Raw genomic sequence first — 16386 nt, forward strand, 5'->3', positions numbered from 1 at the left:
ATGACTTCCTCGAAGCCCTTCTTGCGGTCGATCGCGGGCGCGGAGCCCACTGTGCCCTGCAGCTCGACGACATTCACGTCGCCCTGCGTGCCCTTGACCTTCTCGAGCAGCCAGCGCCCGGCCTTGCGGCCTTCTTCGGTGAAGTCCGAGCCCATGAAGGTCACGTACAGCGAAGTGTCCTTGCTGTCGACCGCGCGGTCGGTCAGCACCACCGGGATCTTGGCGGCCTTGGCCTCGCGCAGCACCGTGTCCCAGCCCGATTCGACCACCGGCGAGAAGGCGATCACGTCGACCTTCTGCGCGATGAAGGAGCGGATCGCCTTGATCTGGTTCTCCTGCTTCTGCTGCGCGTCGGAGAACTTCAGGTCGATGCCGGCCTGCTTGGCCGCGGCCTTGATGGACTCGGTGTTGGCGGTCCGCCATTCGCTTTCCGCGCCGACCTGGCTGAAGCCGAGCACGACCCGCTTCTGGGCCTGGGCGGCAAGCGGGGAAAGCATCGCCGCCACGGCGGCGACGATGGCTGTGGTGAAGAACCTGCGGCTGGCTTGCACGAATGTCTCCTGGTGTTTGCAGGCAGCCCCGGTGGCTGCCGATCGCAAGGATGCTGCGATTAAAGTATGACTATTGAATGTCCGGTATTGGGGTTTTCCGGCAGAGAGGCCCTCGGCTTGCCAAGGTGATCGGCCGCCGTCATCAACTGACGGTCTGGCAAAAAAGTATGACGATTTACGCCTCGGCAAGGCGCCGCGGCCTTCAGCCCGGCACCGAGAAGCGGTAGACGGTGCGGCTGCGGTACACCTCGCCCGGCCGCAGGATCGTGCTGGGCCAATCGGGGTGGTGGGGCGAGTCGGGGGCGTGTTGCGGCTCGAGGCAGATGCCGTCGCCCTGGCGGTACAGCACGCCGCCGCGGCCGGGCTGGCTGCCGTCGAGGAAGTTGCCCGAATAGAACTGGATGCCCGGCTCGGACGACCACATCCGCATCACCCGCCCGGAAGCCGGGTCCTCCAGGCAGGCGGCCGCTCGCACGCCGTCGCCGAGCGGCGTGTCGAGGACCCAGTCGTGGTCGTAGCCCCGCGCACGGGCGAGCTGCGGGTTCGCGTCGCGCACGCGAGCGCCGATCTCGGTCGCGCGGCGGAAGTCGAACGGCGTGCCCTCGACGGGCGACGTCGCTTGCGGGATCAGCAGCGCATCGACCTCGTGATAGTGGCTCGCGGGCAGCGTCAAGCGGTGCTCGAGCGCGCTGCCGTGGCCGCGCAGGTTGAAGAAGCTGTGATGGCTCAGGTTGACGACGGTGGGCCGGTCGGTGGTCGCCTCGTAGTCGACCTGCCAGGTGTCGCCCGCCAAGGTGTAGCGCACGCTCGTCTCGAGCGTGCCGGGGAAGCCTTCCTCGCCGTGCGGGCTGGTGTAGCGCAGGACGAGCGACGGCACGCCGCCGTGCGTCTCGGTGTCTGCCGACCACAGGCACTTGCCGAAGTGATTGCGCCCGCCGTGCAGGCAGTTGGTCCGTTCGTTGGCCGTCAGGCCGTGGCTGACCCCGTCGATCTCGAGGTGCGCGTTGGCGATGCGGTTGGCATAGCGGCCGACGATGATCCCGAAGTAGTGATCGCGCTGTTCGTAGTCCGCCAGCGTGTCCAGGCCCAGCACCAGGTTGTCGACATGGCCGTGGCGGTCGGGCGCGTCGATGCCGGTGACGATGCCGCCGAGCGTGATGGCGCGCAGCACGAGGCCGGCGCCGCCGTCGAGCACGTATTCGTCGACCGGGCGGCCGTCGCTCAGGCGGCCGAAGGGACGCGCGTGGATGCGGGCGCGGGCAGGCAGGTCGGGTGCGTTCATGCGGTCGGCGAGCACGTCTGATGTGTAATTAAGTCAGACTATAAACAAAGATCCTGCGCTAACATTCGGGTATCTACCCATCTCTTTGAAGTAATAGTCATACTTTAATTGGATCCAACGAGACACACGACCCTTCCATGACTTCAGCGCCCCGCAAGCTCCGGTCCGCCGCCTGGTTCGGCACGGCCGACAAGAACGGCTTCATGTACCGCAGTTGGATGAAGAACCAGGGCCTGCCCGACCACGTGTTCCAGGGCAAGCCCATCATCGGTATCTGCAACACCTGGTCCGAGCTGACCCCGTGCAACGCCCACTTCCGCGCGCTGGCCGAGCACGTCAAACGTGGCGTGCTCGAGGCCGGCGGTTTCCCGGTCGAGTTCCCGGTGTTCTCCAACGGCGAGAGCAACCTGCGGCCGACGGCGATGCTCACGCGCAACTTGGCGAGCATGGACGTGGAGGAATCGATCCGCGGCAACCCGATCGACGGCGTCGTGCTGATGGTCGGCTGCGACAAGACGACGCCCGCGCTGCTGATGGGCGCGGCCAGCGTGGACGTGCCGGCGATCGTCGTGACCGGCGGGCCGATGCTGAACGGCAAGCACGAGGGCCGCGACATCGGCTCGGGCACCATCGTGTGGCAACTGCACGAGCAGGTGAAAGCGGGCACGTTGTCGCTCGACGGCTTCCTCGCTGCCGAGGCCGGCATGTCGCGCTCGGCCGGCACCTGCAACACGATGGGCACCGCCTCCACCATGGCGTGCATGGCCGAGGCGCTCGGGACCAGCCTGCCGCACAACGCGGCCATTCCCGCGGTCGATTCGCGCCGCGGCGTGCTGGCCCACCTGTCGGGCATGCGCATCGTCGACATGGTCAAGGATGACCTGACGCTGTCCAAGGTGCTGACGCGCGCGGCCTTCGAAAACGCGATCCGCGTGAACGCGGCGATCGGCGGCTCCACCAACGCCGTGATCCACTTGAAGGCCATCGCCGGGCGCATCGGCGTCGACCTGGCGCTGGACGACTGGACCCGGCTCGGCGCCGGCACGCCCACGATCGTCGACCTGCAGCCCTCGGGCCGCTTCCTGATGGAAGAGTTCTACTACGCCGGCGGCCTGCCCGCGGTGCTGCGCCGCCTGGGCGAAGCCGGGCTGCTGCCGCACCCGGAGGCGCTGACCGTCAACGGCCGCACGCTGTGGGACAACGTGAAGGAGGCGGCCTGCCACGATGCCGAGGTCATCCGGCCGCTGGATCGCCCGCTGGTCGCCGACGGCGGCATCCGCGTGCTGCGCGGCAACCTCGCGCCGCGCGGCGCGGTGCTCAAGCCCTCGGCGGCCAGTGCGCACCTGCTGAAGCACCGCGGTCGCGCGGTCGTGTTCGAGAACCTCGAGCACTACAAGTCGCGCATCGACGATCCCGATCTCGATGTCGATGCCGAGTCCATCCTCGTGATGAAGAACTGCGGCCCGCAGGGCTACCCCGGCATGGCCGAGGTGGGCAACATGGGCCTGCCGCCGAAGCTGCTGGCGCAGGGCGTGAAGGACATGGTCCGCATCTCGGACGCGCGCATGAGCGGCACGGCCTACGGCACCGTCGTGCTGCACGTGGCGCCCGAAGCCCGTGCCGGCGGCCCGCTGGCCGTCGTGCGCGACGGCGACTGGATCGAGCTCGATTGCGAGAACAACCGGCTGCACCTCGAGGTCTCCGACGAGGAGCTCGCAAAGCGCCTGGCCGCCTGGGCGGCCGAACGCCAGGACGACCCGGCCGACGACAGCGGCTACCGCCACCTGTACGTGCAGCACGTGCTGCAGGCCGACGAGGGCTGCGACTTCGACTTCCTGCGCGGATGCCGCGGCGCGGCCGTGCCCCGCCATTCACACTGACTCTCGCGGCCCCTGCGGAAGCGCTCGACATGACCCAACGCCGATACCGGGGTGTGTTCCCCGTCGTCCCGACGACCTTCCACGAGGACGGCTCGCTGGATCTCGCCAGCCAGCGCCGCTGCGTCGATTTCATGATCGACGCCGGCTCGAACGGCCTGTGCATCCTGGCCAACTTCTCCGAGCAGTTCGTGCTGTCCGACGACGAGCGCGACACGCTGGCGCGCACGATCCTCGAGCACGTGGCGGGCCGGGTGCCCGTCATCGTCACCACCACGCACTTCAGCACCGGCATCTGCATCGCCCGCAGCCTGCGCGCGCAGGCGCTGGGGGCGTCGATGGTGATGGTGATGCCGCCCTACCACGGCGCGACGATGCGCGTGTCCGAGGCCCAGGTGCTCTCGTTCTTCGAGCGCCTGGGCGGCTCGCTGGACATCCCGGTGATGATCCAGGACGCGCCGATGGCCGGCACGCCGCTGCCCGTGCCGTTGCTCGTGCGCATGGCGCGCGAGATCGAGGCCGTGCGCTACTTCAAGATCGAGGTGCCCGGCGCCGCCTCGAAGCTGCGCGAGCTGATCGCGCAAGGCGGCGACCTGATCGAAGGCCCGTGGGACGGCGAGGAGGCGATCACGCTGCTGGCCGACCTCGACGCCGGTGCCACCGGCGCGATGACGGGGGGCGCGTACCCCGACGGCATCCGCACCATCGTCGATGCCTACGCGGCCGGCCGCCGCGAGGAGGCGGTGGCCGCCTACGGCCGCTGGCTGCCGCTGATCAACGCCGAGAACCGCCAGGGCGGCTTCCTCGCGGCGAAGGCGTTGATGAAGGAGGGCGGCGTGATCGCCTGCGATGCGCCGCGCCACCCGTGGCCGCCGATGCACCCCGCCGTTCGCGAGGGCCTGCTCGATGCCGCGCGGCGGCTCGATCCCCTCGTCCTGCGCTGGGGCCGCTGAGCGCCCGCGCACCCCACAACCCCTTCACGCCGACATGACCACGCCCCGCTTTCACAACTTCATCGACGGCCAATGGGTGGCCGGCGACGCATCGCGTCCCAACGTCAACCCGTCGGACACCAACGACATCATCGGCGAGTACGCGCAGGCCGACGAGGCGCAGGCGCTCGCCGCCATTGCGGCGGCCGAGAGCGCGGCGCCGGCCTGGGCCGCGTCGACGCCGCAGCAGCGCTTCGACGTGCTCGACGCGGTCGGCAGCGAGCTCCTCGCGCGCAAGGACGAGATCGGCCGGCTGCTGTCGCGCGAAGAGGGCAAGACGCTGCCCGAGGGCATCGGCGAGACCGTGCGCGCGGCGATGATCTTCAAGTTCTTCGCCGGCGAGGCCCTGCGCCATGGCGGCGAGGCGCTGCCCTCGGTGCGGCCGGGCGTGGATGTCGAGATCACCCGGCACCCGGTGGGGGTGGTGAGCCTGATCACGCCATGGAACTTCCCCATCGCCATCCCGGCCTGGAAGATCGCGCCGGCGCTGGCTTTCGGCAACACTGTCGTCCACAAGCCGGCCGAGCTGGTGCCGGGCTGTGCGTGGACGCTGGCCGAGATCCTCTCGCGCACGGCGCTGCCGCGCGGCGCGTTCAACCTGCTGATGGGCCCGGGCAGCCGCGTCGGCGCGACGATGGTCGACGCGCCCGCAGTGCGCGCGATCAGCTTCACTGGGTCGGTGGCGACGGGCCGGCGCCTCATCGCTGCCGCCGCCGCGCGCCAGGCCAAGGTCCAGGCCGAGATGGGCGGCAAGAACCCGCTCGTCGTGCTCGACGACGCAGACCTCGGCGTGGCCGTCAACGCGGCGGTGCAGAGCGCGTACTTTTCGACCGGCCAGCGCTGCACGGCGTCGAGCCGGTTCATCGTCACGGCGGGCATCCACGACGCGTTCGTGGCGGCGGTGGCCGACAAGCTGCGCACGCTGAAGGTCGACCACGCGCTCAAGGCCGGCACCGACATCGGCCCGGTGGTCGATGCGCGCCAGCTCGCGAGCAACCTCGCGCACATCGAGCGCGCGAAGGGTGACGGCGCCGAGCTGGTGTTCGGCGGTGACGTGGTCGAGCGCGAGACGCCCGGGTTCTACCAGCGCCCCGCGCTGTTCGTGAACACCACCAACGCCATGGCCATCAGCCGAGAGGAAGTTTTCGGCCCGGTGGCGAACGTCGTGCGCGTGGCCGACTACGACGAAGCGCTCGCCGTCGCGAACGACACCGAGTTCGGTCTCTCGTCGGGCATCTGCACGCGCTCGCTGAAGGCGGCCGCGAATTTCAGGCGCCACGCGCAGGCCGGCATGGTGATGGTCAACCTGCCGACGGCGGGGGTGGACTACCACGTGCCGTTCGGCGGCACCAAGGGCTCGAGCCACGGCCCGCGCGAGCAGGGGGCCTACGCGGCCGAGTTCTATTCGACGGTGAAGACCTCCTACGTCGCGGCGGGCTGACCCGTTGCGCACCGTCGCCCGCTGCTTCGGAGGCGGCGGGCGGGTGTGATAGGGTTCCCCACGCTGGTCCGCCCCTCTTGCCCTCCATGACTTCACGCGCCGACGCTCCCGCCTACCGAATCGACCAGGAGACCAAGGGCCTTCACGGCCGCATCGTGCGCGACCTCGGCCTGCGCATCGTGTCCGGCGAGCTGAAGCCGGGCGAGAAGCTGCCGCACGAGACCACGCTCATCGAGACCTACGAGGTGAGCAGGCCGGTGTTGCGTGAGGCGGTTCGCGTCCTGACCGCCAAGGGGCTCGTCGTCTCGCGCCAGCGCTCCGGCGCGACGGTGCGCCCGCGCAACGAGTGGCACCTGCTGGATCCGGACGTCCTGTACTGGATGATCCAGACCAAGCCCGAAGCGGAGTTCGTCAGCACCCTGATGGCGGTGCGCCGCGTGTTCGAGCCGGGCGCGGCGGCGCTGGCCGCACGCGTGGCCACGCCGGCGCAGCTGCAGTCCATCGAGGCGGCTTACGAAGGCATGGCGAAGGCGCGCACGACGGACGAACTGCTGGAGCCCGACCTCGCCTTCCACCGGCGCATCGCCGAGGCCACGGGCAACGATCTGCTCGCCTACATCGGCAACATGCTGTCGCTCGCATTGCGCGAATCGATCAAGCTCAGCAGCCGCCTACCCAACACGCACGCACTCTCGCTGCCCCGGCACAAGGCGATCCTGACGGCCTTGCAGAACCACGATGCGCTCGCCGCCCAGCAGGCGACGCTGGTGCAGCTCGAGGAAACCATCCAGGACATCTCGGCGGTCATCGCGCCCGGCATTCCCATGAACTGACTTGACTGGCCGAGTCGCCATCGGTCTGACCATTCCAAGAAGAGGATAAGCTTCGGCTCAAACTGGCCTAACCAGTTTGTAGACCTCTCAAGGAGTGCAAATGGCGTCGAACGTCAGGCAAGCCGAGCCGCGCCGGCTTTATCACCAGGTCGCCGACCAGATCCGCAACGTGATCGACCAGGGGAGTTTCCGGCCCGGGACGCGCTTGCCGCCGGAGCGCGAGCTGGCGCAGCAACTCGGCGTCTCTCGCCCCTCGCTGCGCGAAGCACTGCTCGCCCTCGAGATCGAGGGGCGGGTGGAAGTGCGCATGGGGTCGGGGGTCTATGTGTGCGCGGTGCCGCACAGCGGCGGCACATCCGAGCCGCTCGCGCTGGGCGACAGCCCGAGCGAATTGATGCAGGCACGCTCGGTGCTCGAGGGGGCGATCATCAACCTGGCACTGGCGCGCGCCACCAAGCCGGGCCTCGAGAAGCTGAAGACTTGCCTGGACATCATGCGGCAGGACGTCCGGCGCGGGCATTCACCCGCGGATGCCGATCGCGGCTTCCATGTCGCGATCGCCGAAATGACCGGCAACACGGTGCTCGCCCGCATGGTGGGTGAACTGTTCGACGGCCGGCACGGGTTCATCTCGTCTCGGATGACGGACCGCACCGAGAGCGCACGCACCTGGGCGGCGGCCCTGCGGGAGCACGAAGCGATCTACCAGGCGCTCGAGGCCCGGGATCCGCAAGAAGCCGTGGCTGCGATGTTCTGGCACTTGACCGCGTCGCGCGAACGCTGGATCGACGCGGACCCGGGCTCCCTGGAATCGCGCTGAGGCGCACGTCCGGGTCGGCCTCAAGATTGGCTAGACCAAGCGGCGACGTCGAGGTCGAACTCCAGCGCTCCACCCAGGTACGGGTGCTGGTTGCCAGGCGCCCCGCTCGAGCGAGCGGCCGTGTTGTGTTCGGCCTACTGCATCACGGTCACGACGACCACCGACTTCGGCGGCAGTTCGAGTGTGAGCGGCGAGGCGGCGGCACCGGCCGTGAAGGGCGCGGGCATCAGGGCGTTGGGCTGCGCGAAGGTGTTGTGCGCGTCCATCGCGGCGGCCGTCAGCATGCGGCCGCGTACCGCGCCCGTCAGATTCGTCTGCACGCGCGCGGGGCGTTGCGGGTCGAGGTTGACGAGCGCGAGCACCGTGCTGCCGTCGGTGGCGCGCGCCACCGACGCGTCGACCGCCGGCAGCTCGACATCGCCGGTGCGCCAGTTCGGGGCCCGCAGGGTGGCCTTCACCGGCACGGCGCCGCGGAAGGGCTTGTACAGGTCGAACGCGTGGTAGGTCGGCGTCAGCACCATGCGCGGGCCGTCGGCCAGCACCATGGCCTGCAGCACGTTGACCATCTGCGCGATGTTGGTCATCTTCACGCGCTCGGTGTGGCGGTGGAAGACGTTGAACGACAGCGCTGCGACCAGCGCGTCGCGCAGCGAGTTCTGCTGCTGCAGGAATCCGGGGTTCGTGCCGGGCTCGGCGTCGTACCAGGTGCCCCATTCGTCGACGTACAGCGCGACGCGCCGGGCCGGGTCGTGCTTGTCCATGATGCGGGTGACCGCATCGATGCGCCCTTCGATGCCGATGGCGCCCTTCAGCGTCTTGGCCCATTCCTGGGCGTCGAACCCCGTGGCACTGCCGTGCTTCGTCCAGTCGCCGGGCAGCGTGTAGTAGTGCAGCGTCAGCGCGTCCAGGTGCGAGCCCGAGCGCTCCATCAGCACCTCGACCAGGTGGTCGTTGGCCTGGCCGTCGCCCGAGGCCACGCGCACCACTGGCGCGTGCAGGAAGGTCTCGTACTGGTTGTGCAGGTCGGCCTGGAACTCCGGCCGCATGCTGCCGCCGCAGCCCCAGCTCTCGTTGCCGATGCCGAAGTACTTGACCTTCCACGGCTTGTCGCGGCCGTTGCGGCGGCGCTCTTCGGCCAGGCTCGACTTGCTGTCCGAGGTCATGTACTCGAGCCACTGGCCCATCGAGCGCGGCGTCATCGAGCCCATGTTGCCGGCGATGTAGGCCTCGGCGCCGAGCTGCTCGACCAGATCCATGAACTCGTGCGTACCGACGCGGTTGGGCTCGATCACGTTGCCCCAGATCTTGTTCAGCCGGGCAGGGCGCTTGGCGGGCGCGCCGATGCCGTCGCGCCAGTCGTAGTCGTCGGCGAAGCAGCCGCCCGGCCAGCGCACCACCGGCACCTGCAGCTTGCGCAAGGCGCCGACCACGTCGTTGCGCCAGCCACGGGTGTTCGGGATCTTCGATTCCGGGCCGACCCACAGGCCGCCGTAGATGCCGGTGCCGAGGTGTTCGGCGAAATGGCCGTAGACCTCGGGCTCGATGCGCGGGCCGGCGGCCTCCTGGGTGACGGTCAGGCGCACGTCGACGGGTTCGGCGGCAAGCGCTGCCGTGCAAAGGGACAAGGCGATGGTCGTGGCCTGCAGCAGGTTTTTCATCATCAACTTCAGTGGTTCGAGTTCATGTTCAGGTGGCAGGGTGATGGGGCCTGCTGGATGCGAGCACGTCATGGGCGTTCGGCCAGCAGCCTCTGCAGGGTCGGTGCCATCGCGCGCCGCCAGATCTCGTAGCCCTTCTCGCTGGGGTGCAGCAGGTCAGGCATGACGTCCGTGCTCAGGGTGCCGTCGGGGTTCAGCAGTGAAGCGTTGATGTCCAGGTAGTGCACGCTGCGGCCGTCGGCATAGCTCGCGATGAGCTTGTTCACGCGCTCGTTGACGCCGCGCAGGAAGTCGTCGGGCTTCTCGCCGCGCGGGAAGATGGCCAGCAGCAGCACCTTGGTCGACGGCAGGCGCTGGCGCAGCTCGGCCAGCAGGTGCTTGACGCCGGCGGCGGTGCTCTCGGGCGCGCGCATGCCGGAGTTGTTGGTGCCGATCATCAGCACCACCACCTTGGGCGCCAGGCCGTCGACTTCGCCTTGCTGCAGCCGCCACAGGACGTTCTCGGTGCGGTCGCCGCCGAAGCCCAGCGCCAGCGCGTGGGAGGCGAAGTGGCGCCGCCAGACCGCGCGCCCTTGGCCCTCCCAGCCCTGGGTGATCGAATCGCCGATGAAGACCACTTCGGGCGGCGTGCCGGCGGCGATGAGCTGGTTCTTCTCCTGCAGCTTCTGCTGGTGCAGCGGCAGCCACCAGTCGAGCGAGAACGACTCGGTCTGCGGGGCCGGCGTGAAGGACTCGGTGCGGTAGTCGGGACAGGCCAGGCCGGCCTTGGCCTCGCGCGTGAAGCGCACGTTGGCCACGCTGACGCGGCCGCTGCCGGCGCCCTCCAACGCGAACGGCAGCCTGACCTTGGAGAAATCGGTGCCCTCGCGGACGAAGCAGTCCATCGCCAGCGCGACGCGCTGCCAGCCTTTGCCGGCCCAGGCGCGCGCCGGTTCGATGAGGTTGACCGAGCGTTCGCACCCTTCGCCACAGCCCACGACCGCACGCACGCCGCCCTTGGCCAGCTCGGTGACGTCGAGGTCGAACTCGAGCGTGCCGCCCAGGTACGGGCGCAGGTCCAGCGGCTCGCGGCTCTCGAAGCGAAGCATGGTCGCCCACTGGTCTTTCCAGGCAAGGCTGACGGCCTCGCGCTGGCTGCCGTTGACGCGCGCGCTGGCACTGACAGGGTTGGGGCCCGGTGCGACGACGCTGTCGCCCGTCAGCTCGGCCTGGTTGCCCCAGGTCCCGACGACGGTGCGCCATGCCGCGGCGGGCGCGGGAAGGACCACGAGGTCGGCGTCTGCCTGCGCCAGCGCGCCTGACATGCCGGCGGCGAGCGACAGGCCGAGAAGGGCGGTGCGCCTGGATTCAACTTTCATGTGGGTCACTCGAGGTATTCAGTTCGCCGGCTTCGCGATCACCCGCACCTCGCCGAGCGCGGCCGGGTGCTCGGGCGTGACGGCGGGGAAGCGGATGCGCAGGAAGGTGGCGGTGAGCGGCTTGTCGAACAGCGCGAAGTCGTAGGTCTTGCGCCCGCCCTTGGCCTCGGCGACCTGGCGCCATTCGGCTGCGTCCTTGCTGATCTCGACGACGAAGTCGGGCGCGCGCTCGTCGGGCATGACCAGCGACAGCCAGTGCAGCGCGTAGACGTTCTCCAGGTGGACGAGCCAGAAAGCGGGGCCCTCCTTGGCGCTCGCTTGCCACCAGGTGGGTTCCTGGTTGTCGTTGGCCATCGGGCCTTCATGGCCGGGCTCGGCGCCGCTGGTCGACGTCGGCCGGTTGATGGTCACGTTGATCGGATCGCCCGGGAACGCGATGCGCGTGAACGGCGGATGGCTGACGACCGGCTGGTCGGGCGCCAGCGGCGACTGGCCCGGGACGAAGCGTTCCGGCCCAGTCGTCGTGATCGTGATGCGCGCCGGCTTCAGGCCCGGGGACGTCGCCTCGATAACGGACTCGCCCGCGAAGTACGAGCGGAAGCTGATGGCAGCCTGCCCTTCGCGGATGGCGACCAGCGACTTGTTGCTGAAAGCGATGCTGCGGCCGGTGGGGAACTTGCCCGGGCCGCTGACGATGGTCAGCGTCACGTCCGGCGAGTTGCTCAGCGCCCGGCCGGTTTCGTCTTGCACGGTGACCACCAGGTGCGCATCGTCCAGCCCTTGCGTGCCGCGGATGACGGTCTGGCTGGCGCTCAGTTGCAGCTGCGCCGGCTTGCCCTGCACCGGCCAGGTGGGCGGCGGCACGCCCGCGTAGGTGTTGCGGTACCAGTGGTACTGGCGCTTGGGCAGGCGGAAGTAGTCGATGAAGCCCATGGAGCCGAACTCGATGGACGCGATGGAGCCGTGGTCGAAGGCGCACCACAGCGCTTCGCCCGAGCGCCAGGGGTAGCGCCACGAGTAGGGCTCGGTGCTGCCCTTCTGGTCCGGCGTGTCGGGCATCAGCCCGAAGCCGGGCTCGTAGGCACCGGGGCGGTCGACCATGGTGGAGCCGTACTCCGACACCACCGAAGGCACGCCCGGCTTGAGGAACAGCGTGGCGCCGTCGCCGTTGTAGCCGGCCACGTCGCCGAGCTTGTCGATCTCGCCGCGTTGCGCGCCGCCGATGGCGACCGGCCGCGTCGGGTCGAGGCGGTGGAAGAAATCCACCTCGCGCTTGAGGAAGTCGCGCATCGCCCCCATCGCCTCGCCCGTGGTGAAGAAGGGCTCATTGGAGGCGCTCCAGATGACGATGGACGGATGGTTGCGGTGGATGCGCACCATCTCTTCGACCTGCTGCAGCACGCTGGCTTCGAACGCGGGGCGGTCCGCCGGGTCGGGCGGGTAGGCGCTGGAAAGCCAGCTGCCGTCGGCGCCGAAGCCGCCGATGCCCCAGAAGGGCGCTTCGGACCAGAACATCAGGCCGAGTTCGTCGGTGGCCTTGGTGAAGGCCGGCGAATGCGGGTAGTGCGAGCCGCGGATGAAGTTGAAGCCGGCGTCCTTGACCATCTTCACGTCACGCCGCGCGGCGCCGTCGGTCACGCCGTCCCCCCAGCCGGCCTGGTCCTGGTGGACGTTGGCGCCGATCATGTAGAGGTGCTTGCCGTTGAGGAAGAAGCCCCGGTCGGCGGTGAACTGGACGGTGCGGATGCCGAAAGGCGTCTCGAAGCGGTCGACCGGCTTGCCATTGACGTGGAGGTGGCTGACCAGCTTGTACAGGGTGGGCTGGTCGGGCGACCACAGCCTGGGCGACACGATCTCGGGCAGGGTCTGGTCGTAGTCGAACTTGCCTGCGGCGGGCACGGTCTGCTCGCTGCGATGCTGGGCGATGCGCTTGCCGTCGGCGTCCAGCACTTCGGACACCAGCGCGACCCTGGCCGGCGCGGCGCGCTCGTTGCGCACCTCGGTCTGCACACGCACCGTAGCCCGCGCGTCGGACACCTGCGGCGTCGTCACGAAGGTCCCGTACCAGGCCACGTGCACCGGATCGGTCACGACCAGGCGCACGTTGCGGTAGATGCCGCCGGAGAACGTGTGCTCGCCGGCACGCGGCGCCACTCGCGCATTCCAGAGGTTGTTGACGTGCACGGCCAGCAGGTTGCGCCCCGCCTTCACGTGGGGGGTGATGTCGATGCTGAAGCCGGTGTAGCCGCCCACGTGGCGGCCGGCCTGGTGGCCGTTGACCCAGACCACCGCGTCCTGGAATACACCGTCGAACTCGAGCGTGATGCGTTTACCGATGGCGGCCGCCGGGATGTCGAGCTGCTTGCGGTACCAACCGTGGCCGACATGGAAGCCCGTGCCCAGGAAGTAGGGCTCGGAGAAGGAATGCGGCAGGTCGACACGGCGCCAGGGCGCCGTGTCGTGGCCGGGCGCCTGCGCATCGGCGGGGTTGCCGAGCGTGAAGGTCCAGTCGCGGTTGATGACTGCGCTGGTGCGCTCCGCCGCATGGGCCGCGTCGGCCAGCAGGCAGGCGCACACGGCCAGCACGAGGCAGAGAAACCGGGTCGTTGCCGTCAAGGCGGGGCCGGCGGCGACTCCCCGGCTCCTCAGTGCTCGTGCCATCATCATCAAGGTGTCGTCACTTCACGAAACGGGCGAGCAGGCGGATGTAGGCCGTCTGGTAGCCGTTGGAGTTTTCGCTGATCGGCCAGGAGTTGAGCGGCCAGCCGTCGTTGAAGTCGAGGTACGACTTCTGTGGCGGCTGCCCATACGGCGGCGACGGGCGGGTCGAGCCGCAGGCCGGTGAGACGCCGGGGCAGCGCGAGTCCCAGTCCCATTGGTTGTAGTTCGGGCCGCCGACGACGATGCCTGGCGCGGGGCCGTAGGTCGAGGTCGCGGCGCTGTCCCACATCGCGCTGCCGTCGCTGAACCAGGAGTGGAAGATCTGGTTGACCGACTTCTCCGCGCCGAAGCTCGTCATGTTGGTCAGGTAGACCTTGCCGAACGGGTTCACGCCGTGCAGGTAGTGCAGGTAGTCGGACGCGGCATCGGCCACTTCGTCGGCACTGCGGCGGTTGATGCCGTAGTAGCTTTCGTTCGCGAACAGCGTGCCGGCCAGGCCCTTCACCGCGTTGCTGCCCCAGGTGTAGTCGGTGATGTAGGCGCGGTAGGGGTCGCGTTGCGAGTCGACCGCGCCCCAGCCGCCGTAGTCCGCGCGGGCCCACATGTCGAGGTAGCGCGTACGGATGGCGCTGGCCACGCTGGCCGTGGCGCCCGGTTGCGCTGCGTAGTACAGCAGGTTGCTCGCGCTGCCGGCGTTGAAGGCCGACAGGTACCACTGCGCGATCAGCGGCTCTTCCTGGTAGTGCGCATCGACGTAGTCGCGGTAGCTGGCCTCGCCCGTAGCGGCGAACAGCTTGATGGCGGCGAACAGTCGCAGTTGCGCGCGGCCCGCGTCGTCAGTCTCCTGCTGGCCGGCACCCAGGCCCTGCGTGCCGTTCGACTCGTCGTTGTTGCGGAAGACGACGCTCGGGTTGGCAGCCGCCCAGTTCCAGGCGTTCCGGGCGCGCGCCAGCAGGTCGGCGGCATAGTTCTTCATCGCCGTGTTGTTCAAGCCGCCAAACACCTTGGCGCCGTGTGCATAGGCTGCCGCCGCTGCGAGCGTGGCCGAAGTGCTCGCATCACCGTAGTAGCTCGGGCCGGTGGCGGACGAAGGCGGGCTGGCGTGCGAGATGCCGACGATCGACAGCACCGAGCCGTCGCTGTTCTGCATGCGTACCAGCCAGTCGAGGCCCCACTTCACTTCGTCGAGCAGGTCGGGGATGCCGTTGCGGGATTCGGGGATGTTGAAGTCGTCGGTCCAGACGGTGGGGTTCTGGGTGTAGGCGTCGAGCAGGTCCTGGACGTAGCCGGCGCCCCAGCTGGTGTACTTGTTGAAGTCACCCGCGTCGTACCAGCCGCCGCGCAGGTCGCGCGCGGTGTTGGCGTTGTTCTTGTCGAGGAAGCGGCGTGCCTGCGTGTCCTGCCCGGCCTTCAGGTGGCTGGCGCCATCCGCCCAGCCCGCGCCGGCCTGGCCGGCGCTCTTGGTCTGGCCGGCGCGCTGGTAGAAGAAGGTTCGCACGGCCTGGATCAGCACGTCACGGTAGACGTTGTCGCCGATCTCGAAGCGTGCCGAGCGCTGGTTGGCGTTCGGGTCGACGATCTCGTAGGTGCCCGGCGTGGTGATTTGGCTGAAGTCGAAGTGCCACACCTGGTCGCCCGAGGAGGGGTCGGTCTTCAACTCGTTCCAGTCACGGGGCCAGAAGGTATAGACGACCGAGCCGTTGGCCGAGTTCACCACTTGCAGTTGCTGGGGCCAGTAGAACTCGTTGCTGTCGTAGCCCACCTTGGGCAGGCGCAGCACGGCGATCTTCTTGCGGTTGGTCTGGTAGCCGAACTGGTCGACCATGATGAACTTGGCCACGTTGGCGGTCGGCGCCGGCGCGACGCTGAAGGTGTAGTTCTGCACCGTCTTCGCACCGCAGCTGTTGGTGTAGGTGGCGGTGGCCGTGCAGCTGGCGCTGAGCTTGATCGTCTGCTCGCGCGAGGAGCCCGAGGTGCCGCAGCCGCTCCACGACCACGAGCCTTGCAGCGGCTGCGGCCCGAGCACGACCCGGGAACCGGCGTTCAGCGACGCGGAAGCCTTGACCGCCCACGGGCTGGTGCCGTTGATGTTGAGGTAGGGGGTGACAGCGCTGGGCTGGCACGTTTGTGCCCAAGCCGGCGCGCCCAACGCTGCCAGTGAAAGCAGCACGCCTGTTCTGATTGCCACGTCTTGTCTCCGTTCTCGGTTCGTGAGGCTTGGCTGGTCCACCCCTCACGAATCACGAGGATCCGCCAGGGGGCATGGCTTCAACGGCCAGCCATCGTTGAAGCTGATCGGTGCTCGAGTGCCCTGACGACAAGACGCGAGGTCAAACCACCGCGCCGCGGATCTTCACCGCCACTGCAGGCGAACCCGCCAGTCCGTCGGGCAGCTTGACCTCCAGCCAGCGGCTGGTGCGAGTGAAACCCAGGCTGTCGGGCGAGCCGACGGCCTGCACGTTCTCGATCGCGCCCGGTGCCAGCGCCGAGCCCTCGGCCAGCGCGTGGATGCGCAGCACGGCGCCGCGCGGCCAGCCGAGCGCGATGGCATACAGCGCCCCGCCCTTGGTGGTGAAGCGGATGTCTTCGGCGGTGAGCGGCTGCGACGAGCCTTCGCTGAACATGCCGCCGCCCACCCGCGTCGGCCCTTCGCCGAAGGTGCGCCACGGGCGCGTGCCGTGGATGGCCTCGCCGTTGCGCGCCATCCACGCGGCGATGTCCTCCAGGGTCTTGCGCTCGTCGGCATCGATGGTGCCGTCGCCGCGCAACGGCACCGACAGCAGCAGGTTGCCGTTCTTCGAGACGATGTCGCACAGGCGGTGGATGACCGTCGTCGCGTCCTTGTAGCGGTGGTTGTCGAAGATCGAGCGGTTGTAGTGCCAGTCGCCCAGGCAGGTGTCGGTCTGCCACGGC

12 protein-coding genes are annotated in these 16386 nt (G+C 68.9%); 5 read left to right on the forward strand and 7 right to left on the reverse strand.

The features are described 5' to 3' along the window. Window positions 1-497: substrate-binding domain-containing protein (locus tag VJ693_RS10955; protein WP_324154061.1), on the reverse strand; the 497-nt coding region annotated here is incomplete at its 3' end. A gap of 256 nt (window positions 498-753) precedes the next feature. After that, on the reverse strand, window positions 754-1833 hold the full coding sequence (locus VJ693_RS10960) for an aldose epimerase family protein (RefSeq protein ID WP_324154042.1): 1080 nt from the start codon (window positions 1831-1833) through the stop codon (window positions 754-756). Window positions 1834-1970: 137 nt separating this feature from the next. Here VJ693_RS10960 and VJ693_RS10965 point away from each other — a divergent pair, with 137 nt between their 5' ends. The 5 genes from VJ693_RS10965 to VJ693_RS10985 all read left to right on the forward strand — a co-directional run bounded on the left by VJ693_RS10965 (window position 1971) and on the right by VJ693_RS10985 (window position 7796). Then, window positions 1971-3713 (forward strand): IlvD/Edd family dehydratase, encoded by a 1743-nt coding sequence (locus VJ693_RS10965; RefSeq protein ID WP_324154045.1) that lies wholly within the window; start codon window positions 1971-1973, stop codon window positions 3711-3713. 29 nt (window positions 3714-3742) lie between these two features. After that, window positions 3743-4663 carry a dihydrodipicolinate synthase family protein gene (locus VJ693_RS10970; RefSeq protein ID WP_324154047.1) on the forward strand — a complete coding sequence of 307 codons (921 nt, stop codon included), beginning with the start codon at window positions 3743-3745 and terminating at the stop codon, window positions 4661-4663. Window positions 4664-4697: 34 nt separating this feature from the next. Then, complete coding sequence (locus VJ693_RS10975) at window positions 4698-6143, forward strand: aldehyde dehydrogenase family protein (RefSeq protein ID WP_324154048.1); 1446 nt, start codon at window positions 4698-4700, stop codon at window positions 6141-6143. Between the two features lie 86 nt (window positions 6144-6229). Then, window positions 6230-6976, forward strand: a complete 747-nt coding sequence (locus VJ693_RS10980; RefSeq protein WP_324154050.1) for a FadR/GntR family transcriptional regulator — start codon at window positions 6230-6232, stop codon at window positions 6974-6976. Window positions 6977-7076: 100 nt separating this feature from the next. Then, a complete protein-coding gene (locus tag VJ693_RS10985) occupies window positions 7077-7796 on the forward strand; it encodes a FadR/GntR family transcriptional regulator (protein ID WP_324154052.1) in 720 nt (239 codons plus the stop codon). A 134-nt stretch (window positions 7797-7930) separates the two neighbouring features. Here VJ693_RS10985 and VJ693_RS10990 read toward each other — a convergent pair whose 3' ends face one another. The 5 genes from VJ693_RS10990 to VJ693_RS11010 all read right to left on the reverse strand — a co-directional run. Continuing rightward, window positions 7931-9454 (reverse strand): alpha-N-arabinofuranosidase, encoded by a 1524-nt coding sequence (locus tag VJ693_RS10990; protein ID WP_324154054.1) that lies wholly within the window; start codon window positions 9452-9454, stop codon window positions 7931-7933. A 68-nt stretch (window positions 9455-9522) separates the two neighbouring features. Beyond that, window positions 9523-10812, reverse strand: coding sequence for a GDSL-type esterase/lipase family protein (locus VJ693_RS10995; protein ID WP_324154055.1), 1290 nt, complete (start codon window positions 10810-10812; stop codon window positions 9523-9525). An 18-nt stretch (window positions 10813-10830) separates the two neighbouring features. After that, window positions 10831-13428, reverse strand: a complete 2598-nt coding sequence (locus VJ693_RS11000; protein WP_324154057.1) for a glycoside hydrolase family 2 protein — start codon at window positions 13426-13428, stop codon at window positions 10831-10833. A gap of 61 nt (window positions 13429-13489) precedes the next feature. Next, on the reverse strand, window positions 13490-15661 hold the full coding sequence (locus VJ693_RS11005) for a glycoside hydrolase family 9 protein (protein WP_324154058.1): 2172 nt from the start codon (window positions 15659-15661) through the stop codon (window positions 13490-13492). A 142-nt stretch (window positions 15662-15803) separates the two neighbouring features. Next, window positions 15804-16386 (reverse strand): alpha-L-fucosidase (locus VJ693_RS11010; protein ID WP_324154060.1); only part of this gene is annotated, 583 nt, incomplete at its 5' end.

The sequence above is a fragment of the Ideonella sp. genome, from assembly GCF_035254525.1.
GTDB lineage: Bacteria > Pseudomonadota > Gammaproteobacteria > Burkholderiales > Burkholderiaceae_C > Ideonella.